22 protein-coding genes and 1 tRNA gene are annotated in these 23,799 nt (G+C 73.2%); 8 read left to right on the top strand and 15 right to left on the bottom strand.

The genetic code is table 11. The annotated features are described in order from the left end of the window. The first annotated feature begins 36 nt into the window (after positions 1–36). Positions 37–516, top strand: coding sequence for a pyridoxamine 5'-phosphate oxidase family protein (locus Q0283_RS15820; RefSeq protein ID WP_183527143.1), 480 nt, complete (start codon positions 37–39; stop codon positions 514–516). A gap of 56 nt (positions 517–572) precedes the next feature. Here Q0283_RS15820 and Q0283_RS15815 read toward each other — a convergent pair whose 3' ends face one another. The 6 genes from Q0283_RS15815 to Q0283_RS15790 all read right to left on the bottom strand — a co-directional run bounded on the left by Q0283_RS15815 (position 573) and on the right by Q0283_RS15790 (position 6,069). Further along, positions 573–1,502 (bottom strand): NADP-dependent oxidoreductase, encoded by a 930-nt coding sequence (locus tag Q0283_RS15815; RefSeq protein ID WP_298045521.1) that lies wholly within the window; start codon positions 1,500–1,502, stop codon positions 573–575. A gap of 47 nt (positions 1,503–1,549) precedes the next feature. Further along, positions 1,550–1,897 carry a hypothetical protein gene (locus tag Q0283_RS15810; RefSeq protein WP_183527149.1) on the bottom strand — a complete coding sequence of 116 codons (348 nt, stop codon included), beginning with the start codon at positions 1,895–1,897 and terminating at the stop codon, positions 1,550–1,552. A 147-nt stretch (positions 1,898–2,044) separates the two neighbouring features. Continuing rightward, entirely contained in the window at positions 2,045–3,820 is a 1,776-nt protein-coding gene (locus Q0283_RS15805) for a glycoside hydrolase family 15 protein (protein ID WP_298045519.1), read from the bottom strand. Positions 3,821–3,852: 32 nt separating this feature from the next. Then, positions 3,853–4,662, bottom strand: a complete 810-nt coding sequence (locus Q0283_RS15800; protein ID WP_298045517.1) for an alpha/beta fold hydrolase — start codon at positions 4,660–4,662, stop codon at positions 3,853–3,855. A gap of 19 nt (positions 4,663–4,681) precedes the next feature. Beyond that, positions 4,682–5,656 (bottom strand): SRPBCC family protein, encoded by a 975-nt coding sequence (locus tag Q0283_RS15795; protein ID WP_298045515.1) that lies wholly within the window; start codon positions 5,654–5,656, stop codon positions 4,682–4,684. A 32-nt stretch (positions 5,657–5,688) separates the two neighbouring features. Then, positions 5,689–6,069, bottom strand: a complete 381-nt coding sequence (locus Q0283_RS15790; RefSeq protein WP_298045514.1) for a helix-turn-helix transcriptional regulator — start codon at positions 6,067–6,069, stop codon at positions 5,689–5,691. Between the two features lie 196 nt (positions 6,070–6,265). Here Q0283_RS15790 and Q0283_RS15785 point away from each other — a divergent pair, with 196 nt between their 5' ends. After that, on the top strand, positions 6,266–7,072 hold the full coding sequence (locus tag Q0283_RS15785) for a SurA N-terminal domain-containing protein (protein WP_298045512.1): 807 nt from the start codon (positions 6,266–6,268) through the stop codon (positions 7,070–7,072). Here Q0283_RS15785 and Q0283_RS15780 read toward each other — a convergent pair whose 3' ends face one another. Continuing rightward, a complete protein-coding gene (locus Q0283_RS15780) occupies positions 7,073–7,855 on the bottom strand; it encodes an SCO1664 family protein (protein WP_183527180.1) in 783 nt (260 codons plus the stop codon). Positions 7,856–7,864: 9 nt separating this feature from the next. After that, positions 7,865–8,515 carry a histidine phosphatase family protein gene (locus Q0283_RS15775; RefSeq protein WP_298045509.1) on the bottom strand — a complete coding sequence of 217 codons (651 nt, stop codon included), beginning with the start codon at positions 8,513–8,515 and terminating at the stop codon, positions 7,865–7,867. A 76-nt stretch (positions 8,516–8,591) separates the two neighbouring features. On the opposite strand from Q0283_RS15775, the gene Q0283_RS15770 reads away from it, so the two are divergent. From Q0283_RS15770 to Q0283_RS15760, 3 genes are all read left to right on the top strand, one after another. Then, a complete protein-coding gene (locus Q0283_RS15770; RefSeq protein ID WP_183527186.1) occupies positions 8,592–10,025 on the top strand; it encodes a sigma 54-interacting transcriptional regulator in 1,434 nt (477 codons plus the stop codon). A 9-nt stretch (positions 10,026–10,034) separates the two neighbouring features. Continuing rightward, complete coding sequence (locus Q0283_RS15765) at positions 10,035–12,041, top strand: VWA domain-containing protein (protein ID WP_298045508.1); 2,007 nt, start codon at positions 10,035–10,037, stop codon at positions 12,039–12,041. A 67-nt stretch (positions 12,042–12,108) separates the two neighbouring features. Next, a complete protein-coding gene (locus tag Q0283_RS15760; RefSeq protein ID WP_298045506.1) occupies positions 12,109–12,795 on the top strand; it encodes an HD domain-containing protein in 687 nt (228 codons plus the stop codon). 24 nt (positions 12,796–12,819) lie between these two features. On the opposite strand, the gene Q0283_RS15755 is transcribed toward Q0283_RS15760, so the two are convergent. Beyond that, entirely contained in the window at positions 12,820–13,986 is a 1,167-nt protein-coding gene (locus Q0283_RS15755; protein WP_298045504.1) for an FAD-dependent oxidoreductase, read from the bottom strand. Positions 13,987–14,260: 274 nt separating this feature from the next. On the opposite strand from Q0283_RS15755, the gene Q0283_RS15750 reads away from it, so the two are divergent. Further along, entirely contained in the window at positions 14,261–15,421 is a 1,161-nt protein-coding gene (locus tag Q0283_RS15750; protein ID WP_298045502.1) for a serine protease, read from the top strand. Further along, positions 15,418–15,915 carry a hypothetical protein gene (locus tag Q0283_RS15745; RefSeq protein WP_298045501.1) on the top strand — a complete coding sequence of 166 codons (498 nt, stop codon included), beginning with the start codon at positions 15,418–15,420 and terminating at the stop codon, positions 15,913–15,915. The genes Q0283_RS15750 and Q0283_RS15745 overlap by 4 nt, the downstream gene beginning before the upstream one ends. A gap of 15 nt (positions 15,916–15,930) precedes the next feature. Here Q0283_RS15745 and Q0283_RS15740 read toward each other — a convergent pair whose 3' ends face one another. The 4 genes from Q0283_RS15740 to Q0283_RS15725 all read right to left on the bottom strand — a co-directional run bounded on the left by Q0283_RS15740 (position 15,931) and on the right by Q0283_RS15725 (position 20,808). Beyond that, complete coding sequence (locus Q0283_RS15740; protein ID WP_298045499.1) at positions 15,931–17,397, bottom strand: hypothetical protein; 1,467 nt, start codon at positions 17,395–17,397, stop codon at positions 15,931–15,933. Positions 17,398–17,505: 108 nt separating this feature from the next. Beyond that, on the bottom strand, positions 17,506–19,314 hold the full coding sequence (gene selB, locus Q0283_RS15735) for a selenocysteine-specific translation elongation factor (RefSeq protein WP_298045497.1): 1,809 nt from the start codon (positions 19,312–19,314) through the stop codon (positions 17,506–17,508). A 1-nt stretch (position 19,315) separates the two neighbouring features. Continuing rightward, entirely contained in the window at positions 19,316–20,662 is a 1,347-nt protein-coding gene (gene selA / locus Q0283_RS15730) for an L-seryl-tRNA(Sec) selenium transferase (RefSeq protein WP_298045496.1), read from the bottom strand. A 51-nt stretch (positions 20,663–20,713) separates the two neighbouring features. Then, positions 20,714–20,808: transfer RNA gene (locus tag Q0283_RS15725), tRNA-Sec, on the bottom strand. 39 nt (positions 20,809–20,847) lie between these two features. Between Q0283_RS15725 and selD the strand changes: the two genes are divergently transcribed. Next, entirely contained in the window at positions 20,848–21,936 is a 1,089-nt protein-coding gene (gene selD / locus Q0283_RS15720) for a selenide, water dikinase SelD (RefSeq protein WP_298045495.1), read from the top strand. Positions 21,937–21,950: 14 nt separating this feature from the next. On the opposite strand, the gene nrfD is transcribed toward selD, so the two are convergent. Then, a complete protein-coding gene (nrfD, locus tag Q0283_RS15715) occupies positions 21,951–23,174 on the bottom strand; it encodes an NrfD/PsrC family molybdoenzyme membrane anchor subunit (protein ID WP_298045494.1) in 1,224 nt (407 codons plus the stop codon). Next, positions 23,171–23,799 (bottom strand): 4Fe-4S dicluster domain-containing protein (locus tag Q0283_RS15710; RefSeq protein WP_298045493.1); only part of this gene is annotated, 629 nt, incomplete at its 5' end. The genes nrfD and Q0283_RS15710, both read right to left, overlap by 4 nt.

The raw sequence follows: 23,799 nt of genomic DNA, 5'->3' as shown, positions 1-23,799 counted from the left end.
CTGGACTGCAGGGACACCGCAACCGAAGGAGAGCCCATGAGCACGAAGGATCCCGTCAAGACCCTGCTGGAGAAGCTGGCGGACACCAGCGTCTGCATGCTGACCACCACGCACGAGGGGCGCATCCACAGCCGCCCCATGGCCCTGCAGGAGGTCGACGAGGACCATGCCCTGTGGTTCCTGACCCGGCTGACGAGCCCCAAGATCGCGGACACGACCGGCGGCCAGGCCGTGAACGTGACCGTGGCGGAGAAGGGCTTCTGGGCCTCCGTGTCCGGCACGGCCACGGTGGTGCGGGACGTCGAGCGCCAGAAGGAGTACTGGAGCAAGGCGACCGAGTCGTTCTACGGCGACGCCTCACCGGAGGACCCGCAGGTCGTGCTCCTGAGGGTCGAGCCGGACACCGCCGAGTACTGGGACTCCCCCGGGCTGGCGGCCACGGCGTTCGAGATGGTGCGGGGCAAGGTCACCGGGCAGCCGGCCCGGCCCGGTGACAACCCCACCGTCCAGCTCTGAACCGGTGACCGCGACCGCCGGCCGGCCCCGCGCTCTCGCGGGCGCCGGCCGGCGGCTCAGCGCTCGACGTCGATCACGATCTTGCCCCGGGCCTCGCCGGACTGGCTGAGTCGGAAGCCCTCCGCGACCTCGGCCAGGGGCAGCACCCGGTCGATGTCCAGGGTCAGCTCTGCCCGCTCCACCCGCGCCAGCAGGTCCGCGAGGCCATCGCCGTCGGGGCGCACCCACAGCCAGCGCCCGCCGTGGTCCTCCACGGCCGGGTCGGCGATGGACACGTGCCGGCCGCCGTCGCGCAGCACCGCCAGGGTCGTCTCCAGGACCCCCTCGGCGCCGGAGAAGTCGGCGACCGCCTGGACGCCGTCCGGGGCCAGTTCACGCACGCGCTCAAGGAGCTCCTCGCCGTACCTGACCGGGACCACGCCCAGGGCCTCCAGCTTCGGGAAGTTGGCCTCGGAGGCGGTGCCGAGCACACGGGCACCGGTGGCCACCGCCAGTTGGCAGGCCAGGTACCCGACCCCGCCGGAGGCCGCGTGGATCAGCACGGTGTCATCGGCCGTGGGGGCCAGCGCGTCGAGGGAACGGCGCGCGGTCAACCCGGTGAGGGGCAGCGCCCCGGCCACGTCGTCCGTCACGGCCTCGGGGATGAGGGCGGCGAACTCGGCCGGGACGGTCACGTACTCGGCGAAGGTGCCGCCGGAGACGACCATCTTGCGGGCGTAGGCCGCGACCCGCTGGCCCGGGCTGAACTCCGGGGTGTCGGGCCCCACCTCCTCGACGACGCCCGCCACGTCCCAGCCGGGCACCACCGGGAAATGGGCGTCCATCATCGCGTCCAGGCCGCCGGACATCACCTTCCAGTCCACCGGGTTGACCGAGGACCGCCTGATCCGGATCAGGACCTGACCGGGGCCCACCTTGGGCCGGGGCAGGTCGGTCATCTCGAGGACACTGTTGTCTCCGTACCGGGAATACGTCATAGCTCGCATACCGGGCGCAACCATGGATCCGCGGCGGCTATTCCGTCCCGCCGGCCTCACTGGGTGTGCGAGGTGGCGATGTGCAGTTCCTCCAGGATGGACAGCACCGGCGTGCCCGGCTGCCCGATGGCGTACAGCATGCTGGCCATGGCCTGCCGGACGGCCGCGGCCGGCCGCGTGGACCCGTGGGCGTTGGCGAACCGCATGAGGTGCTCGACGAGGGTGATGCGCTCGGTGGTGCGTTCCTCGCTGGGGTCGTTCAGGGTGTCCTCGACGGCCAGGATCGCCAGGCGGGTGGCCACGGCGGCCAGCGTGTCATAGCTGGCCCCGCAGCTGGTGAACGCCTCGGCGGTGCGGTAGTCGGCGGTCAGCAGGGGGGTCGGGGTGGTCGTAGGGGTGGTCATGACGACCTCGGGTGGGTGAGTGCTCTTTCCGTTGGACGAGACCACCGTAGGACCGGGCACGGACACGTTAAGCCGCCCCTGCCGGGACCCCGGGCACGGGGTGCAGCGGCCTGCGGCGTGAGCGCCTCACCGGGGAGGCCGGCGGCGTCAGTGGTCGGTGAGGGGGACGGAGAGGTGCCGGGCGGTGTTGACGAGTCCGACGTGGCTGAAGGCCTGCGGGGTGTTGCCGAGGTGGCGGCCGGAGAGGGGGTCGTACTCCTCGGCGAGGATCCCGAGGTCGTTGCGCAGTCCCAGCAGACGCTCGAAGAGCTTCCGCGCCTGGTCGGTCCGGCCGATCCCGTGCAGCGCATCGGCCAGCCAGAAGCTGCACGCCAGGAACGCCCCCTCCACCCCGGGAAGCCCGTCCACGTCGGCCCCGGACCGGTAGCGCAGCAGGAGCCCCTCCTCGACCAGCTCGCGCTGGACCGCGTCGACCGTCCCGGCCACGCGCGCGTCGTTCCACGGCAGGAACCCCACCCTCGGGATCAGCAGCAGGGCCGCGTCCAGCCCGGCGGAGCCGTAGGACTGGGTGAAGGTGCCCCGCACCGGGTCGTACCCGCGGTCGCAGACCTCGTCGTGGATCTCCTGGCACAGGGCCCGCCACCGCTCGACCGGACCGCACAGGCCGAACCGGTCCACACCGCGCACCGCCCGGTCCAGGCCCGCCCAGGCCATGACCTTGGAGTGCACGAAGTGCCGGCGTGGTCCGCGCACCTCCCACAGGGAGTTGTCCGGTTCCCGCCATCGGCCCTCGAGGTGCTCCACCAGCGCCTGCTGCAGGTCCCAGGCCTCGGCGACGGGTGACAGCCCCGAGGATCGGACCACGTGCAACCCGTCCAGCACCTCCCCCCACACGTCGAGCTGGAGTTGGGCCACCGCCGCGTTGCCGATCCGTACGGGGCGCGATCCCCCGTACCCGGAGAGCCAGTCCAGCTCCAGCTCGGTCAGCCGCCGGGAGCCGTCGATGCCGTACATGATCTGCAGGTCGGCCGGGTCCCCGGCCACCGCCCGCAGCAGCCAGTCCCGCCAGGCCCCGGCCTCCTGGACGTAACCGGTGCCGAGCAGTGCCTGCAGCGTGAAGGTCGCGTCCCGCAGCCAGCAGTAGCGGTAGTCCCAGTTCCGGGTCCCGCCGAGCCGTTCGGGCAGGGAGGTGGTCGCCGCCGCCACGATCCCCCCGGTGGGGGCATAGGTGAGGGCCTTGAGCAGCACCAGCGAGCGCGTGACAGCCTCCGTCCACTCCCCCGTGTACTCCGCCCGGCCCACCCAGTCCGTCCAGAACCGCTCGGTGCAGGACAGGTCCCCGGCTGCGTCACTGGGCGCAGGAGGGCTGTGGTGTGAGGGGTGATAGGTCAGGACGAAGGGCACGCTCTGCCCGGCGGCGACCTCGAACTCGGCCACGGTCGCCAGGTGCTCACCGTGCAGCGCCACGGGGGTGTCCAGCCAGACGGCGTCGGGGCCGGCGATCGCGGAGAGCCGCTCCCCGTGACGGCGCACCCACGGCACGATGTGCCCGTAGTCGAACCGCAGTCGCAGCTCCATGCGCATCGGCACCCGCCCGCGGACCCCCTCGACCACCCGGACCAGGTCGGTGGCCTCGCCCTCACGGGGCGGCATGGCGTCCACCACGCGGACCGTTCCCTCCGGGGTCTCCCACTCGGTCTCCAGCACGAGCGTCTGTCCCCGGTAACGGCGCCGGGTGCACGGCCGGGCGTCCGCCGGGGCGATCTGCCAGAAGCCGGCCTCGGCGTCCCCGAGCAACCGGGCGAAGCAGGCGCCGGAGTCGAACCGCGGCAGGCAGAGCCAGTCGATCGACCCGTCCCGGCCGACCAGGGCCATGGTGTGCAGGTCCCCGATGACCCCGTAGTCCTCGATGCCCTGCCCCATGGGTCTCTCCCGCCGCCGTCGGCGAGCCGGAATCAGGCCCCGGTGTGCTGGAGGAACCCGCGCAGCACCTCGACGAACTTCTCCGGCTCCTGCGAGTGCACCCAGTGGCCGGCCTCGCGGATGGTCACCCGGTGGGTCCTGGGGAACAACCCGCGCATGATGGGGGCGTACTCGTCCCGGACGTAGTCCGACCGGCCGCCGGCCACCCAGAGCACCGGCCTATCGTAGACCGCGTCCCCGGTGTCCGGGAAGCCGCCGATCGCGTCCAGGCTGGACCGCAGCAGCTCCAGGTTCGGCTCCCAGTGGAAGCCCTCCCGTCCGCTGCGCAGGTTCTGGAGCAGGAACAACCGGGTGGTGTCCCACGGGATGGGCTCCTTGAGGGCCTCGTCCGCGTCCGACCGCCGCTGGAGCGCGGACAGGTCCACGGCGGCCAGGCTGTCCAGCAGGTGGGCGAACTCGCCCTCGGCGCCCCCGGCCTGGGTGGGGGCGATGTCCACCACGACCAGCCGGGAGACCAGGTCCGGGTGGCGCAGTGCCAGCACCATCGCCACCTTGCCACCCATCGAATGCCCGACTACGGCGACCGGTCCCTGCGCGGCGAAGCCCTCGCGCAGGGACCGGGCCAGGGAGTCCGCCATCTGCCGGTAGTCCACCGTGTCCGTCCAGTCGGACTGCCCGTGGTTGGGCAGGTCCACCAGCAGGCTCCGGTAGTCCGGCGCCAGGTCCTTGGCGATCCGGGTGAAGTTCTTGCCGCGCCCGAACAGGCCGTGCAGGAAGACCACGCGGTCACCGTGGTCGCCGATGGCGGTGGTGTGCAGGGAACTCGTCTGGATGTCAGCCACAGCTTGAGCCTAGGTGAGCTCAGGCGGCGGCGAGGACCTCCGACTCGAGGCGGGCGTAACTGGCCTCCATGCCGTCGGCCATGCCGGTGCCCAGGACGGTCTCGCGCGCACCCTCGGGGAAGGTCATGAGCAGGGACAGCAGGGTGCCGCCCTCGACCTCGGTGAGGGTGAGTTCGTTGACCACCGGCGGGCCGTCCTGGCCGGTCATCGACTCCGTGGTGACCACGCGGTGCGGGGCCTCGATCTCCAGGACCTCGCCCGTGAAGCCGAACCGGTTCCCCCCTCCCTCCTGTTCCCACTCGTACCGATAGGTGTCCCCGACGGCGGTGCCGACCTCGCAGACCGGCATGGACCAGCCGTCAGGACCCAGTTGCCACCGCGTGAGCAGCTCCGGGTCGTGGTGGGCCCGCCAGACCTGGTCCTTGGTGCCGTGGACGATCCGGCTGAGCCGTGCCCGGTCCTCCCCGATCAGCTGGGTGCGCACCGGTTGTCCCGCGGCGAAGGACTGCCGGTCGGCCAGGACGGCGTCCATCTGGCCCATGGCGGACAGGGTGCCCTCCTCCATGCCCATTCCCAGCAGCTGCTCGAGCTGCTCGGACGAGTCGAAGTGGGTGGTGGTGGTCACCCGGGAGCCGGCGTCCGTCTCCTCGAAGGTGAAGACCATGCGCATGGTCGGCATCTGCCGGTCCTTCGACCCGTCCTCGGCGCGGAAGCCGTCCAGCACCTCGAAGGAGCGGCCGGGGTCCACCGCGAGGTACTCGAAGTACCCGCCGGCCTGCTGCCCGTCCGGGCCGGTCATCAGGTAGTGCGACTCCCCGCCGGGGTAGAGGTCGTGCCGGGTGAAGGTGGCCGGCCAGTCGACCGGGCCCCAGAACCGCTCCAGCTGGCGCGGGTCCGCGTAGGCGTCCCAGAGCCGGCGGACGGGGACGGGGAACTCGGCCACGATGGTCATGGTCAGGGTACGGGGGTCCTTGGTGACGTCGATGACAGGCATGTCGGTGCCTTCCAGTCGGGGCGAGGCCGGGGTCAGGCGGGGGCCGCCGGGTCCGCGGGCGGTCCGCCGGCCGGGTCACCGGCCAGCAGCGCGTCCAGGCGGTCGATCCGCCGGCGCCAGAGCTCCTCGTACTGATCCAGCAGGAGCTGGGCCTTGCGCAGGGTGTCGGGGTTGCCGCGGACGAGGCGTTCGCGGCCGTGTCGGTTCTTGTGCACGAGTCCCGCCGATTCGAGGACGGAGACGTGCTTCTGGACGGCCGCGAACGACATCTCGTACGCGGCGGCAAGGGCGGAGACGGTGATCTCCTCCGTGAGGGTCCGCCGGACGATGTCCCTCCGCGTCGCATCCGCGAGGGCCCGGAAGATCCGGTCCACCTCGTCGTCGCTCAGCGTCAGTGACGTGTCATCGACCACCGTGGCCTCCTGGTGTGTCCCGGTCAGATATACAACCGGATGGTTGTACGTTAGGACGTGGCCTCCTCGGCGTCAACCCCCTGCCGGCCCGGCAGCGTCGTCCGAGTCTGTGCGCGTGCTGACCGCTTCCTGACCGCGACGCCCAGCGTGGCTTGCTACGGTGCCCGGGCCATCTCCAGAAAGGACGGTCATCCTCATGCGGAGGAAACTGCTCACCAGCGTCGCACTCGTCGGCTCGCTCCTCGCCCTCGGGGCCTGCGGCAGCGCGGATGCCGAACCCACCACCGCCGGCACGGCCTCCACCGAGGCGGCCAGCGCGAGCCAGGCCGCGCCCGAGAACGGTCAGGAGGCCATGCCGGAGCCCGACCTGAAGGGGATCCCGGACGTCGTCGCCACCGTCAACGGCGAGGAGATCTCCGGGAAGGACTTCTCGGGTGTCTACGAGTCCCAGTTCCAGCAGATGGCCCTGCAGGCGCAGATGTCCGGCCAGGAACTCGACCAGGACGCGTTGAAGAAGCAGACCCTGGACTCCATGGTGGGCAGCGAGCTGCTGGTCCAGGACGCCCAGGCCAGCGGGCACGAGGCCACGGACGAGGACGTCGACGCCCTGCTGGAGGAGACCGCGAAGTCCCAGCAGCTCGGCTCCGTCGACGAGCTCATGGCGGCCTACAAGGAACGGGGCTTCGCCGAGGACCAGGTCCGTTCCGATGCCCGGAAGCAGGTGCTCATGACGGCCGCCATCCAGGAGATCGACGTCCCGAAGCCCACCGAGAAGGAACTGAAGGCCCTCTACGACCAGGCCGTGGCCTCCCAGCAGCAGGGCGGCGGTCAGGACGGCGGTCAGGAGGGCGAGGGCGGGGCCAGCCCCTCCGCCAAGACCCCGTCCTTCGAGGAGGCCAAGCCGCAGCTCGAGCAGCAGGTCACCTCACAGAAGCAGAACGAGGCCATCATGCAGCGCATGGAGGAGCTGAAGAAGGACGCGGACGTGGAGGTCAGGCTCTGATCAGATGAGCGGCCAGGGGAAGCGCATCCCGCTGGGGTCCTGCGGGAACCGCGGTGCGGTGAGCAGCTGACGGACCCGCGCCTGCAGGGCATCGGCCTCACGCCAGTGGAGCAGGTCCGCCAATTCCCCGGGCACCTCCTCGGCGAGCGGGGCGACGTCGGCCACCAGACCGGGGTCGATCTCCTCACCGGCGAAGTCCCACATCACCGTGCGCAGCTTGTACGGGGCGGCGAAGCACAGCCCGTGGTCGATCCCCCACAGGCGCCCGTCCGTCCCGGCGAGCACGTGCCCGGCCTTGCGGTCCGCGTTGTTGGCCACGAGGTCGAACAGGGCCAGCCGGCGCAACTGGTCGACCACGGCGAGGGGGTCCTCGGGGCCGGCCGGTCCCGCGAGCGCCACCGCATCGGCGGCGCCGTCCAGCAGGACGAAATAGTGCCGGTCCGGGTCGTGCTCGATGAACAGCTGCAGCGACCCGACGCCGAAGGGGGCCTCCTCGCGCACGACCGTGGGTGGCACGAGACCCCAGCCGAGCGCCTCGCTGAGCAGGAAGGCGGCGCTCTCCCGGCGGTGCAGCCCGGGCGGGAAGTCCCGCAGCGGCCGTTCACCGAGCTCCGGCTTGTAGATCGCCCAGTGCTGCACCTCCCCGAGGGTGAGTTCGGCGAGGAAGGTCTCGTTGCTGCTGTTCACCATCCGGCCCAGCAGCTCGATCTCCCCGCGCCGCAGCAGGTCCACGTCCGGGACGCGCGGTGCACCCGCGGGATCGGGGGACACGTCGGCGGACACGGCGGGGACCTAGGACGCCCGGAGCTCGGCCAGCGAGTCCTGCGTGGAGTTCACGGTCAGCACCACCGGGTCCTCACCGTCCCGGTAGGCGATGGCCGAGACCGAGCAGGGGCCCACGCTCAGGCGCTGGAAGCGGTTCAGCGGCGTGCCCAGGGCGTCGGACACGGCCACCCGGATGGGGTCCGCGTGGGAGAAGCACACGACCGTCCCGCCCGCATGGGCCCGCCGCAACCGCGTCAGGGTGTGGGCCATCCGGTCCCGGATCTCCACGAAGCTCTCCCCGTTCGGGAAGCGGAACGCCTCCGGTTCGTGCTGGACGGTGTGCCACTCCGGCAGCCGTGCCAGCTCGGCCAGCGACCGGCCGGTCCAGTCGCCGAACTCCCCCTCGATGAGCCCCGCCTCGGTGAGGACCGGCACCCCGGTGCGCTCCGCCGTCGGGCCCGCGGTCTGCAGGGTGCGTTCCAGGGGCGAGGAGTACACCGCGGTGACCGGCAGTGCGGCCAGTCGCCCGGCCACCCGGTCGGCCTGGTCCCGGCCGGCCTCGGACAGGTGCAGTCCCGGGGCACGGCCCGGCAGCACCTGTCCGGTGGTGGGCGTCTGTCCGTGCCGCACCAGCAACAGCAGGGTGGGGGGCTGGGGGGTCTGGCTGTCCTGGTCCATCACGGCCAGCCTAGGACGCGCCCGGGTCCCGGGACACCCCTCGACGCGTCCGGGGCGCGGGACTAGCGTGAGGACCGTGAGCACCCGTCCCGAGATCAGCACCCTGGCCGAGCTGCGCGCCTCCGGGCACCGCATGCGGACCCTGCGCGAGGAGATTCGCGAGAACCTGCTGGCCGCCCTGGCCGCGGGAGTGGACCCCTGGCCCGGACTGCACGGCTTCGGGACCACCGTCATCCCGCAGCTGGAGCGTGCGTTGATCGCCGGGCACGACGTCGTCCTGCTCGGCGAGCGCGGGCAGGGCAAGACCCGGTTGCTGCGCACCCTGAGCGGGCTGCTGGACGAGTGGTCGCCCGTGATCGCCGGCTCCGAGCTCAACGAGCACCCCTACGCACCGATCACGGCCGAGTCGATCACGCGCGCCGCCACTGACGGGGACCGGCTCCCCGTGGCCTGGCGGCACCGCTCCGAGCGGTACGTGGAGAAGCTATCCACCCCGGACACCTCGGTGGCCGACCTCATCGGGGACGTGGACCCGATGCGGGTGGCGGAGGGCCGGCGCCTGGGCGACCCGGAGACCATCCACTACGGACTGGTGCCCCGCGCCAACCGCGGGATCGTGGCCCTGAACGAGCTGCCGGACCTGGCCGAGCGGATCCAGGTGGCGCTGCTGAACGTCATGGAGGAGCGGGACATCCAGGTCCGCGGTTACGTGCTGCGCCTGCCGCTGGACGTCCTGGTGGTGGCCTCGGCCAACCCGGAGGACTACACCAACCGAGGCCGTATCATCACCCCGCTCAAGGACCGCTTCGGGGCGGAGATCCGCACCCACTACCCGCTCGAGCTGTCCGATGAGATCGCCGTCATCCGGCAGGAGGCCCACCTCACGGCCGAGGTCCCGGACGTGCTGCTGGAGATCCTGGCCCGGTTCACCCGCGCCCTGCGCTCCTCCTCGGCGGTCAACCAGTCCTCGGGCGTCTCGGCCCGGTTCGCGATCGCCGGGGCCGAGACGATCGCGGCGGCGGCCCGCCACCGGGCCACGGTGCGCGGCGGCACCGGCGGTCGGGGCGAGGACGGCCCGGCCGGCGCCGACGAGGCGGTCGCCCGGCTGGTGGACATCGAGGCCGCGGTCGACGTGCTCGGCGGCAAGATCGAGTTCGAGTCCGGTGAGGAGGGCCGCGAGGACGAGATCCTGGAGCACCTGCTGCGCACCGCCACCGCGCAGGCGGTGCGCGAGCACTTCGCGGGGCTGGACCTGGCCCCGCTCGTGGACGCCTTCGACGGGCACCGCACCATCACCACCGGGGAGCGGGTCACCGCCGGGGAGTTCCTCGCCGAGCTGCCGGAACTGGAGGACCCGGGACTGTACGACGAGATCGCGGCCCGGGCCGGGGCCAACGGCGCGTCCAGCCCGGGCCACCGCGCCGGGGCCATCGAGCTCGCCCTGGAGGGGTTGTTCCTGGCCCGGGAGCTGTCCAAGGAGTCCGGGGACGGGCAGACCGTCTACGGCTGAGGAGACACCATGCGCCACGGCAGGTCATCACGCTACGGCCGCTATGCCGGCGGCCCCGATCCGCTCGCGCCCCCGGTCGACCTGTCCGAGGCCCTGGACGCCGTGGCCGAGGACGTCATGGCCGGATACTCCCCCGAACGGGCCCTGCGCGAGTACCTGCGCCGGGGGTCCCGGACGATGACCGGACTGGACGACCTGGCCGGCCGGGTGGCCCAGCGCCGCAAGGACCTGCTCGGCCGGCACCGCCTGGACGGCACGCTCCAGGAGGTGCGGCGCCTGCTGGACGAGGCGGTGCTCGAGGAGCGCAAGCAACTGGCCCGGGACATCCGGATGGAGGAGACGGACCGGTCCTTCCGGGAGATGCAGCTGCAGAACCTTCCCCCCTCCACCGCGGCCGCCGTCACCGAGCTGTCCTCCTACGACTGGCAGTCCTCCACGGCCCGTGAACGCTACGAGCAGATCAAGGACCTGCTGGGCCGGGAGATGCTGGAGGCGCGCTTCGCCGGGATGAAGGACGCCCTGCAGAACGCCACGGACGAGGACCGGGCCGCCATCACCGAGATGCTGCGCGACCTCAACGAGCTGCTGGCCAAGCACGCCCGCGGCGAGGACACCCCGCAGGACTTCGAGGACTTCATGGCCCGGCACGGCGACCAGTTCCCGGAGGACCCCCAGGACATCGACGAGCTGATCGACGCCCTGGCCAAGCGCTCGGCCGCCGCCCAGCGCATGCTGCGGTCCATGACGCGCGAGCAGCGGGAGGAGCTCATGGCCCTGTCCGCCCAGGCCTTCGGCTCCCCCGAGCTGATGGACCAGCTCAGCCGGCTGGACGCCAACCTCCAGGGCCTGCGCCCCGGTGAGGACTGGTCCGGTTCGGAGTCCTTCGACGGGGACCAGGGCCTGGGACTGGGCGACGGCACCGGCGTGCTCCAGGACCTCGCCGAGCTCGACGAACTGGCCGAGCAGCTCTCCCAGTCCTATGCGGGCTCGACCCTGTCCGACCTCGACGTCGACGCGCTCGACCGCCACCTGGGTGATGACGCCGCGGCCTCCGCCCGGACACTGGCCGCCCTGGAGAAGACCCTGCGCGACTCCGGCCTGCTGCGACGAGGCACCGACGGGGACCTGCGGCTCTCACCGCGGGCCATGCGCCGGCTGGGGCAGTCCCTGCTGAAGGACGCCGCGGGCCGGCTCTCGGGCCGCCAGGGCCAGCGGGACACCCGCCATGCCGGGGCCGCCGGGGAACTGACCGGATCCAGCAGGCCCTGGCAGTTCGGGGACGCCGAGCCGTGGGACGTCACGCGCACGGTGACCAACGCGATCGGGCGAACGGCCGCCGAGGGCCGGGATCCGGCGTCAGGGCTGCGGCTCCAGGTCCAGGACGTGGAGGTCCAGGAGACCGAGGACCGCACCCAGGCGGCCGTGGTGCTGCTGGTGGACACCTCGTTCTCCATGGCGGCCGAGGGCCGCTGGGTCCCCATGAAGCGCACCGCGCTGGCCCTGCACCACCTGGTCTCCACCCGGTTCCGCGGGGACGCGCTGCAACTGGTGAACTTCGGCCGCTACGCCCAGACTGTCACCGTCGACGAGCTCACGGCCCTGCCGCCGCTGCGGGAGCAGGGCACCAACCTGCACCACGGGCTGTTGCTGGCCAGTGCGTTCTTCCGGAAGCACCCCACCCGGCAGCCCGTGCTGCTCGTGGTGACCGACGGGGAGCCCACCGCCCGCCTGATGGCCCACGGGGAATCCTGGTTCTCCTACCCGCCCGAGCCGGAGACCCTGCGCGCCACGGTGGCCGAACTGGACCGGGTGGGCCGGAACGGGGCGGAGATCACCTTCTTCCGGCTGGGCGACGATCCCGGGCTCGAGCGTTTCCTCACCGCCATGGCCCGCCGGGTGGGTGGTCGCGTGGTGGCGCCGGACCCGGAGGACCTGGGGGCCGCCGTCGTCGGGGAATTCCTGCGCAGCCGACGCCCGCGGTTCCCCTCCTCCTTCGGTGACCTGGACTGGGACTGACCGCGCCCTTCCGTCCAGCGGGACACCGGGCTGGACGACGACGGTCCGTTCGCCCAGCATGGCAGTCATGAGCCCGCAGACACGCCCCGCCGCCAACCAGCTGGGACGCGACGTCTCGGCGTTCCTGCCCGACCGCGCCAGCCTGCGCGGACTGCCCGACCTCGACGAGGCCCAGCGGCGGATCTGGGACCTGGCCGCGCCCCACCTGCGCGTGCGCGGCAACGACCGGCATTCGCTCTACGCCTTCGGGATCGCGGCCGCGCTGCTCGAGTTCCACCCGGAGGCGGACGCCGACGTGGTGCTCCCGGCCATCCTGCTGCACGACGTCGGCTGGTCCCGGGTCCCGGAGGACGAGGTGCTGGAGGCGATCGCCCCCGGTGGCGGGAGACCGGACCTGGTGCTGCTGCACGAACGGGAGGGCGCCCGGATCGCCGGTGAGATCCTGACGGAGGTGGGTCACCCCGGTGAGCGCATCCGGCGCATCCTGGAGATCATCGACGGTCACGACAGCCGCAGGGAGTCCCTGTCCATCGAGGACTCGATCGTCAAGGACGCGGACAAGACCTGGCGGGTGACCCCGTCGGGACTGGACACCATCATGGGCTGGTTCGGCCTGGAGCGGCCGGCGGCACTGGCCCTGGCCGCGTCCCGCGTGCTCGGCCACCTGTTCACGGACGAGGCCCGGGCACTGGCCATGGGGCTCACCGCCCTGGAGTCGCTCGCCGGGTCGGAACCGGTGCGCGCGCTGGACTGAACCGGGTCACCCCGACGGCCCCGGTCACCGTGCTGATGACGTCCGGCCCGTGACGCCCCGGGCGAGCAGCCGGCCGGCACCCGGCAGGGCCATCAGGTGCAGCATCAGCAGGCGCCGGCGACGGGCGGCCTCGGATCGCGGCAGGAACCACTCGGCACCCCGGCGGCCGGCCCGCTGGGCGGCGGTGACGACGGGGCGCCACTGCTCCTGGTACCCGCGCAGCGCGGCGGGGACGGAGGGCGCGGTGACGAGGTGGTCGGCCAGGACGCAGGCACCGGCGACGGCCAGCGAGGCCCCCTGCCCGGCGAGCAGTGAGACCGCCTGGCAGGCGTCACCGAGCAGGACCACGTTCCCGCGCCGCCAGTCGGGCACCTCCACCTGGGCGACCTGGTCGTAGTAGACCTCCTCCCCCAACGGACAGCGGTCCAGGGTCCGGTCGGCCACCCAGCCCAGGCCGGCGTACCTGTCCCTTAACGCCGCCCGCCGGTCCGCCGGCAGGTCCGGGTCATCACTGGTGTGGGCCATGAACGCCGCCACGCGGTCCCCGTCCAGGCCGTACAGGCCGAGGGTGCGGTCGACCGTGTCCGTCATGACGAACCGGCCGGCCAGGGCGGCGTGCACCTGCCGGTCGTCGAAGGTGTAGGCCGCCGTGTGCAGTCCCAGGTACCGGATGAACTGTTCCTCGGCACCCCACAGGTGACGGCGGACGTGGGAGTGGATCCCGTCGGCGCCGACGAGCAGCCCGGCGTCCCGGACGGATCCGCCGGCGAACGCCACCCTCACCCCGTCGCCCCGGTTCGTGACCTCCCGGACGGTGTCCCGGTAGCGGAACTCCGCGGCGTCACCGATCGCCTCCCGCAGTGCCCGTTCCAGGTCCGGCCGCATGATGCTCAGCAGTCGGTCGTCCAGGGCGCGGGCCAGACGGGCGTACCCCACCGAGGCACGGGTCCGTCCCCGCTCGTCCACATAGGCCAGGGCGTCGACGTCGTGGCTCAGGTCCCGGAGCCGGCCCAGCAGTCCCATCCGCTCCGCGGCCTCGTACCCCGGTCCGAAGAAGTCCATCATGTATCCCTGCTCACGGAGTCCCGGCGCGCGCTCCACCAGGGTGGCCTCCCAGCCGTGGCGCACCAGTTCGTGGGCCAGGGACAGCCCGGCGATGCCGGCCCCGCAGATCACGGCAGACCCGATCATGGCGGCGACGGTATCAGCCGGTTCCCCGCCCGTCACCGCCCGTCACCGGCCGCCACCCGCGCCCGCCCCGGCCCTCCCGCCCGCCACGCAGGTGCCGTCGGCACACGGGCCCACACCGACCCGGAGGACCGTGGACCGCCGGAACCTTGACTTCTGTCCGGGCCGCGTCCAATCATGTGAGCCACCGACGCTCTGGTGACCCCCAGACCGCGGCTGTCCGGTTGCCCCTCGACGAGGTGTGGCCGGATCCGCAGACCGACCGAGGGATGGACCCATGGACCACGCGAACCCACGGAGATGGTGGTTCCTCCCCACCGCAGCACTGGCGGCAGCCGCCCTGGTCACCTCCCCGGTGCCGGCGTACGCCGACGCGGACGGGCGGCCGGGCCGGGAGGCGACGACGACGACCGTCACCGCCGCGCCGGTCACGGACGACCTGACGGGCCTCGCGCCCACCGCGGGGTCCCAGGACCCGGGGACCGCCGTGGACGACGTGGAGGCCGTGACGGAGTACTGGACGGCCGAGCGCATGGAGAGGGCCATCCCGGCCGACGGACCGGAGGGCGACGGCACCGGTCAGGAGTCCGGTGCGGGGGCCTCGGCCGACGCCGTGGACGAGGCCCCCTCCTCCCCCGCGGACGAGTCCGACCCGCCCACCATCATCGCCGAGCCGGCTCCTCCCGCCGACGACCCGGCCGGGGCGCCGGCTCCGACCAGCGCCGAGTCCTCCCCCATGGAGGCCGGTGACTCCCCCACCAACGGCAAGGTCTTCTTCCGCAACCAGCAGGACGGACGGGATTACGTCTGCTCTGGGTCCGCGGTCAACAGCGCCTCGAAGCGTCTCGTGATCACGGCCGGACACTGCGTGCACGGCGGACCGGGCGAGACCTGGCACGCGAACTGGGTGTTCGCCCCCGGGTACGATCACGGCCCCGGGACCGAGGGGACGTTCGCCGCGGCATCGTTCAGGGCCTTCGACGAGTGGATCACCCATGGCGCGAGCGGCCGGGGCTTCAGTTCCGACGTGGCCCTCGTGACCACCCAGGACAACGAGAACGGCGAGACCGTGGCCGACGCCGTGGGGGGCCACGGCCTGGCGACCGGCGGCAGCCGGGAGTTCGACGCGTCCATCTTCGGTTACCCCGTCAACCTGGACGCCGGCGAGCGGATGTGGACGTGCACGGGAACGACCGTCACCCAGCAGGTCGAGACCTTCCTGTTCCCCTCGATCAGCGGTTGCGACTTCGGCCCGGGCTCCTCCGGTGGTCCGTGGCTGACCGAGTACGACGACTCGACCGGCCGGGGCTACGTGCGCAGCGTGACGTCGTTCGGTCCCTCGAACAGCACGGCCTACATCAGTGGCCCCTACTTCGATGAACGCGTCGAGGAGCTGTACGCCGCCGCTGAGGACGACGGGAGTGGTGAGACCCCGTGAGACCGATCTCCCGCGGCGGGTACCGCCTCGTGGCCGTCCTGGCCGGGGTGGCCCTGCTGACGGCTGCGGGGGCCGGGTGTGCCCGTCAGGATCCGGGCGGCGGGGACGAGAGCGGTGGCAGTGGGGTGAGCGGCAGTTCCACCGCCCATTCGGCCCCCACGCAGGACACCACCGGGGACGCCGTCGTGGACGACGAGCCCCGGGACGACCTGACCGGCCAGAAGGTCGTGGAGTGGACGGACTACGAGGTCGTCTCGGAGCGGGAACTGCGCTTCCACTTTCCCACCGGGACGCCCGACTGCTACGGATCGCGCACCGCCGTCGAGGAGGACGACTCCGGCATCCGGGTGGCCACGATCGTCGGTTTGGTGCCCGGTGCACCGGAGAACTGCGCCCTGGTGGGCCGGACCGCCTCCATCGTGGTGACGACCGAGACCCCCGTCGGGGACCGGACGGTGGAACACCTCGAGGTGGCTGACGAGGACCTGCCGTAGCACCCGGGGTGGCCGTCAGTGCCCGTGCCCCCCGTGGTCCTGGTCTGCGTCGGGCTGCTCGCCCTCGGAAGCGGCGGCGCCTGCCGTGATCGACGCGGGGGCCTCGGGGTGCCCGGTGACGACGGCCATCTCCACGGGGCTCACCGGCAGGTCGACCTCCTGGACGACCTCACCGGCCTCCAGGTCCACGACCACCAGCTTCTGCTGTTCGGCGTCGGTGACGTAGGCCATCGACCCGGCGGTCTTGAGGATGGGGCCGGGCTGCTGCCATTCGTCCTTCTCCTCCCAGGACTCGATCACCGGGATCTCGCCAGTGATCGTCCCGGTCTGCTCGTCGATGACCGTCAGCTCACCGTCATAGGTCAGCACCAGGGCCTCCCCCTCCGGACCCCGGGCCAGGGACCGGAACCAGTAAGACGAGCCCAGCTCCACGGTGGTCAGAGAGTCCTCCAGGGAGTCGATCAGGGCCACCTCGGTCGGGCGCTCCTGCTCGGCCTCGGCGTCGGTCTTCATATCGGCCAGGACGATCGAGGAGTGCTCAGAGCCGGCCAGGTTGCCGTTGCGCACGTAGTCACCGTCGACGGGCACCTTGTGGAAGGCTCCGCCGCGGTAGACGACCGGTCCGTCCTCGCAGCCCAGCACCACCACGTCACCGCTCTCGTCCGGAGCGGCCGCGGTCTCACCGTGTACGCCGGGGCATTCGGAGGTCTCGGCGACGACCTCGTCGCCGTCCCTGACCTGCACGGTGTCACGGGACTCCTCGGTGCCCTGGGTGGTCAGCAGGGTGCCATCGGTGAGCTCCAGGGCCACGCCATGGTGGGCGGCGTCCGTGAAGGCCTGCTCGGTCCGGGGCTGGCCCTCCTTCAGGTGCTCGGACGTGAAGGTCTGGACCGAGCCGTCGCCGTCGGCGAACAGCGTGGTCAGCCCGTGGTGGACCACCACGTGCCCGGCATGCGGGGCCTCGAAGCGGATCCCGCTCAGGCCCGGATCCGAGGTGTAGTAGTGGAAGTGGTCGCCGTGGCCCTGCGCGTCGATGCCGGCGTTGTAGACCTCGAAGGCATCCCCCTTCGTGACCATCACGTGCTGGCCGTCCCCCGCGTTGTTCAACCGCAGGAACCCTGGCAGGTCCTCCTCGTGGACCGTCTCGCCGGTCTCGGCGTCAACGGTGAGCAGGCCCCCCTCATGGCTGAGCACCACCCGGGGGGCGATCGCGGCGACCTCGGTCCGGGAGGCGCGCTGCTCCGCGTTGACCGGCCCCTCGGTGGTCGATGCGGCGGGGGAGGACGCACCGGTGCCGCCGGTGTCCGCGGAACCCCCCGTCCCGGCACCCGGCCCCGGTGCGCAGGCGGAGACGACCAGTGCGAGGGCGCCCAGGGCGACGGCCCCACCCAGGGGGCGTCGAGCGTGGGGGGAGGTGCCCGTCGTGCGGAACGGGACGGTCGCGGGAGAGGGGCGCTCGGCAGGCGGGAACGAGGTGTGCATGCCGACGACTCTAATCGTTACTGAGAATCATTTGCAACAAGAGCGGATCGGCGGGCCTGCATGGGGCCGCCTGCCGGAGTGCTCCGTCGTCGAGGGCCGGCGCCTGCGTCAGCGCACCACCTCGCGGTGTCCGGCATCCAGCCGGCGGGTCCAGCCACGGGCGTCGAGCAACTCCAGCAACGGGATCGCCACCCGCCGGGTGGTGCCCAGGGCCCGGCGGGCCTGGCTGGTGGTGAAGGGCTGGTCCAGCCGGGCCAGTTCACGCATCGCCAGGGCCGGCGCCGTGGGCAGCAGCACCACGGACCCGTCCAGCCGCAGCAGGCGGCCGAGCCGTTCCGCCGCGGCCAGTTCGCGGGCCCCCAGCCGCAGGGCCGTCAGCTCGTCCCCCTCCGGGGCGCTGAACGGGTCCCGTGCCAGGCGGTCCTCGACCGCGGCCACGGCGTGCTCGGCGGCGCCGAGTCCCCGGTGCGCACCCGGCAGGACGAGGTACCCGGCCTCGTGCACGAGCCCGGCCTCGGCCACCACTGCGTCCAGCAGGACCGGGTCCGGCACGGCCAGCAGGTCCAGCGCGGCACCACGGCTCACCCCAGGGGCCAGCGGGTCCCGTTCGGCCAGCCCGGTCACGGCGCCACGCACGCGTTCGCACCAGCCGGTCAGGACGGGTTCGTGGACCCACCACTGCCCCAGCCGACGGACCCCCGCGGCGTCCGCCGGCACCGTCAGCCCCAGCCGGTCCAGGTCCTCGGCCCGCACCGCGCCCCGGCGGGTGATCTCCCCGAGGGGATCACCGCCGTCGGGCATGGCCGCCAGGGTCGCGGCGCGGCGCGTGCCGTCCCCCCGGCGGGTGAGCTCCGGCGGGTCCACGTCCAGCACCCGCACCCCTCCCAGGATCGTCCGGGCCCCCGGATCGCGCAGCACCAGCCGGTCACCGGGCACCAGCGGCAGGCGCCGCTGGAGCGTCAACCGGGCGTGGGTGTCGTCGAAGGGACGCACGTGGACCGGGACCGTGGCGGTGCCGACGTGCACCAGCAGCTCCGCGGCGGCCTCGACGAGGCTGTCCCCGGTGGTCCGGCGGACGTCCACGACGCTGGCCAGGGGCCAGGCCCCGGGCGTGACCAGGGCGTCCCCCCGGTGAACGGCCTCGGCGTCCACCCCGCGCAGGTTCACCGCGACCCGGTTGACCGGGCCGATGGACTCGTGGGGGGCGTTGCGGCTGTGGAGCGCGCGGACGGAGACGTCGCGCGGGGCTCCCGCGCCGAGCAGCTCCAGCCGGTCACCGGTGGACAGCGTCCCGGCGGCCAGGGTGCCGGTGACCACGGCGCCAGCCCCCCTGACCGTGAAGGACCGGTCCACCCACAGCCGGACCCGCCCGGTGGCGTCCGGGGCGCCGGTGGCGGCCAGCACGTCGTCGAGGGCCCGGCGCAGGTCCTCGAGTCCGGCACCGGTCGCCGCGGACACCACGACGGCGGGTGCCCCGGCAAGCCCGGTCCCCGCGAGCTCGGCGCGGACCCGGTCCAGCACGGAGTGGATCCGTGCGGCCGCCGCGTCCGGGCCGTCCTGGGCGACGAGGTCGGCGCGCGTGATGACGATGAGGCCGTGCTCGATCCCCAGGGCCGCGATGGCATCGCGGTGGTCCCCGGACTGCGGTTTCCACCCCTCGTCCGCGGCCACCACGAGGCAGGCCACCGGTGCCGGTCCGAGCCCGGCGAGCATGTTGGACAGGAACCTCTCGTGGCCCGGGACGTCCACGAAGGCGACCTCGCGGCCGGAGGGCAGTGCGGTCCAGGCGAAGCCCAGGTCGATGGTCAGCCCGCGGCGCCTCTCCTCCGCCCAGCGGTCCGGTTCCATGCCGGTCAGGGCACGGACGAGGGTGGACTTGCCGTGGTCGACGTGCCCGGCGGTGGCCACGACGTACATCTCAGGAGTCTCCGCTCAGCGCGTCCAGGGCCGCGCGCACCGCGGCGGTGAGCGCCTCGTCGCGTGGCTCGGGGACGCAGCGCAGGTCCACCAGACAGGCGCCGTCGTGCACGCGCGGCAGGACCGCGGGATCCCCGGCGCGCAGCAGCGGGGCGACCGCCTCGGGCAGCCGCACGGCCCAGCCGGGCAGGGGGACCCCGGACGCTCCCCCGCCGCCGACGCGACCGTCGTGCGGGACGACCGTGGCGTCACCGCCCCGCGCCCCGGCCAGGTCCCGGGCCAGCGTCTCGGTCCGTTCGCGCAGCCGTCCCGGGTCGGCGTGCAGGGACCGGGCGACCGGAGCGGGACCCCCGATGAGCGTGGCCTCCAGGGCGGCCAGGGTGAGCTTGTCCGCGCGGACGGCCCGGGCGAGCGGGTGCCGGGCCAGGCGCTGGATGACCTCCGCACGGCCCAGCAGCAGTCCGGCCTGCGGGCCGCCCAGCAGCTTGTCCCCACTGGCGATGACGACGTCCGCGCCGTCGGCGAGGGCCGAGGCCAGGTCCGGTTCCTGCGGCAGCGCCGGGTCGTGGCGCAGCAGCCCCGAACCGACGTCCACCACGAGCGGCACGCCCCGCTCGAGGGCCAGGTCCCTGAGCCCTGCGACCGGCACGGCGGCGGTGAACCCGCTGACGCGGAAGTTGGACGGGTGGACCTTGAGCAGGCAACCGGTGTCCGGACCGACCGCGTCGGCGTAGTCGGCGAGGTGCGTCCGGTTGGTGGTGCCGACCTCGCGCAGCCGCGCGCCCGTGGAGGCGATCAGGTCCGGCAGCCGGAAGCCGGCGCCGATCTCCACGAACTCCCCGCGGCTGACGATGACCTCGCGGCCCGAGCCCAGGGCGGTGGTGGCCAGCACGAGCGCGGCGGCCCCGTTGTTGACCACCAGGGCGTCCTCGGCCTCCGGCAGCGCTGCCAGCAGCGCCGCCCGCGTTCCCGCGCCCCGCCGGGACCGCACCCCGGAGGCGAGGTCCAGCTCCACGTCCACGTAGCCGCTGGCCGTCACCAGTGCCTGGACGGCCGCCTCGGACAGCGGCGCCCGGCCCAGGTTGGTGTGGACCACCACCCCGGTGGCATTGAGCACCGGACGCAGGCTGGTGGCCGAGCGGGCGGCGAGGTCGGCCACCAGGGCGGGGGCGACGTCGTCGGGGGCGATCTGGCCGGATCGGGCCCGTTCCTGGGCCCGCCGCACCGCCTCCCGCAGCACCGTCTCGCTGAGCCGGGACCGGGCGGCCGCGACCTCGGGCAGTGCCAGCAGGTCATCGGTGCGCGGGATCCGGCGGCGGGGGTCCTGCGCGAGGCGCTGCTCGGTCACGGTCCTCCTCGGGCAGGCGGGCGGGTGCGCTGCGCAGGCAGGCACCGTGGTTGGCGGAGGCGGACGGGAATCGAACCCGCCAGGCCGGGATGCCCGGCCTCACCGGTTTTGAAGACCGGGGGGCCCACCAGGACCCGGACGCCTCCATGGTCGAAACTACCACCGGGCGTGGCTACAGTGGCCGCATGGAGACCACCGCGCCGGGCACGAGGACCGAGACCCCCACCACCGACACCACCGACACCACCGCTGCCCGGGGCGAGGACCGCACGAGCCCGACGACGACCGCCGCGGTCCGGCTGACCGGGTACGCCAGTGGTGGCGGGTGTGCCTGCAAGATCCCGCCGGGTGAACTGGAGGACGCCGTGCGGGGGCTGGTCGGCCGGCAGACGCCGGGCGCGGCGGAGGTCCTCGTCGGCCTGGACGACGGTGACGACGCCGCGGCCGTGCTGCTGCGGGAGGACCTGGCCGTGCTGTCCACGGCGGACTTCTTCACCCCGATGGTGGACGACGCCTATGACTTCGGCCGGATCGCGGCCGCGAACGCCCTCTCGGACATCTATGCGATGGGCGGCACGCCCGTCGTGGCGCTGAACCTGGTGGGCTGGCCGCGGTCCGTGCTGCCGATGGAGCTGATGACCGAGATGCTGCGCGGCGGGCTGGACGTGGCCACCGAGGCCGGTTGCCCGGTCATCGGCGGGCACTCCATCGACGACCCGGAGCCCAAGTACGGGATGGCCGTCACCGGTGTGGCCCATCCGGACCGGCTGCTGCGCAACGACGCCGCCGAGGCGGGACTGCCGATCACGCTGACCAAGCCGATCGGGGTCGGGCTGCTGAACAACCGGCACAAGCAGACCGGTGAGGTCTTCGCCGCGGCCATCGCGTCCATGACCGCCCTGAACAGGGACGCCGCGGACGCGGCCCTGGCCTCCGGGGCGCGCGCCGCCACCGACGTCACCGGGTTCGGGCTGCTGGGCCACCTGCACAAGATGATGCGGGCCTCGGGCGTGGGCGCGGTCATCGACCGCACCGCGGTGCCCCTCGTCGAGGGCGCCGCCGAGGCCCTGCGCGACGGCTTCGTCTCCGGCGGCACCCGCCGCAACCTGGACTGGGTGCGCCCGCACGTGAGTGCGGACGCCCCCGTGTCCGAGGAGGACCTGCTGCTGCTCGCCGACGCCCAGACCTCCGGCGGACTGCTGGTCGTCGGCGAGGTGCCGGGTTACCCGGTGATCGGCGAGACGGTGGCCGGCAGCGGCATCCGCGTGCGGTGAACCGGCCTGCCGGTTCAGCCGGCGGTGGTGATGGAGTCGTGCGTGATGCCGGCGCGGCGGCGGGCCTCCAGCCGGCGCTTCTGCGGTTCGATCGTGTAGCGGGGGTCCATGGCGGAGTCCTTGCCGGCATAGAACACCCCGAACCGGGTGAACGCCGACGCCGTGACGAGTGCCGCCCCCGAGGCCGCCGCGACCCAGCGACTGGCCCGAGGGGCGGTCCGTGCGGTCACCCCCGCGGCGACCGTGCCGATGCCGCCGACGATCGCCAGCCGTTCGCTCCACCGCATCAGCCACCCGGGGCGGCCCTGGTGCAGGGGCTCGGCGGCCACCGGGTCCATCCTGCGCTCCATGGCCTGGGCGGCGACCAGGTCACCGGCCACCCCGGCCAGCGCGAGGGCACGGGCCGGTCCGGCCTGGACGGTCGGCGTGGTGATCATGGCCATCCCGCCCGAGGCCAGTGACGCGGAGGAGACGAACACGAACGGCAGGTCGTCCTTCGCGGCGTTCCACGTGGGCATGGCGGTGTCCGAGAGCAGCACGGCGGTGTAACCGGCCAGTGGCGCGCCGAGCAGGGCCGCCAGGGCACCGGCCGGCGCCTCGAACGCGCGCAGCACGGACCGCAACGGGCCCAGCGGCAGCACCTCACCGGTCATCCGGTCCACGTCGGCGATGGCGGCCACGCCGGCACCGGTGCTGAACCCGGCCAGGATCCACGACCCAAGGCTCATGGGAGAGGTCGGCTTGATGGTACGCAGCATGTTGAGGAACCGCTCGGGCCGGCCCAGGTCCGCCACCAGGGCGAGGGCCCCGACGCTGGCCGTCCCCAGGGCGGTCAGCCGCGCGTTGCGCCGCAGCACGTCGCGTCCGGTGAGCTGGGCCCCGAACGCCAGCAGGGCAGGGCCGCCGGCGATCCCGCCGCAGACCAGGTACAGCGCGACCCGCTCGTCCCACGGCGGGGCCTTGACCACGGGGCGGCCGTAGTAGCCGTCGGCGGAGACGAACTCGGGTTCCGGCACCATGGCCATCTCGCGCGCACCGTCGCTGCCGGCCGGGGCCAGTCCCCCGCGGCGCCTGCCTGCACCCGGGGCGGCGCCGGCCGGTGCGGTGGGCCCGCCGGCGGCCGTCGCCGTGCCCACGGCATACGCCGACGCCTCGTGGCCCGCGGCGGGCGAGTCCCGGTTCCTGCGGCGGCGGGGCTCCTCCGGCGGGCGGTAACGGTCGAACTCGGAGGTGGTCACCGGCGTCCTCCCAGCACGAACGCGAGCGCGGACGCCGCGGCCATGCCGGCCATGGCGATCCCGGCGCGGGCGTACATGCGGGGCAGGTCGGCGGTCGGCACGCGGGGGTCCGGCGGCAGGCCATAGACCTCCGGCTCGTCCAGCAGCAGGAACACCGACCCAGTCCCGCCGACCCCGTCGTTCGGGTTGGCCCCGTAGAGCCGGGCCTCGGTGCGCCCCTCGGCGTGCAACCGGGCCACCCGCTCCCGGGCCCCGCTCACCAGGTCCTCACGTTCGCCGTACTTGATGGACGTCGTCGGGCAGGCCTGGGCGCAGGCCGGGGTCTGGTCGTCGACGAGCCGGTCATAGCAGAGCGTGCACTTCTGGGCCACGCCGACGTTGCGGGCCTTCTCCGGCTTCCCGGGCCCGGTGGGCGTGACCGGGGCCGCGGAGCGCTCCGTCTTCGGCTGGGCGATGCCGTCCTTGCGCCGCTCGATGACCCCGAACGGGCAGCCGGCCACGCACGTGCCGCAGCCGTTGCAGACGTCGTCCTGGACCACCACGGTCCCGTGCTCGGTGCGGAACAGCGCCCCGGTCGGGCACACGTCCAGACAACCGGCGTTGGTGCAGTGCTTGCAGACGTCCG

It is taken from the genome of uncultured Citricoccus sp., assembly GCF_937871995.1.
In the GTDB taxonomy this organism is placed as follows: domain Bacteria; phylum Actinomycetota; class Actinomycetes; order Actinomycetales; family Micrococcaceae; genus Citricoccus.
This window is presented reverse-complemented; position numbering and strand designations above follow the sequence as displayed.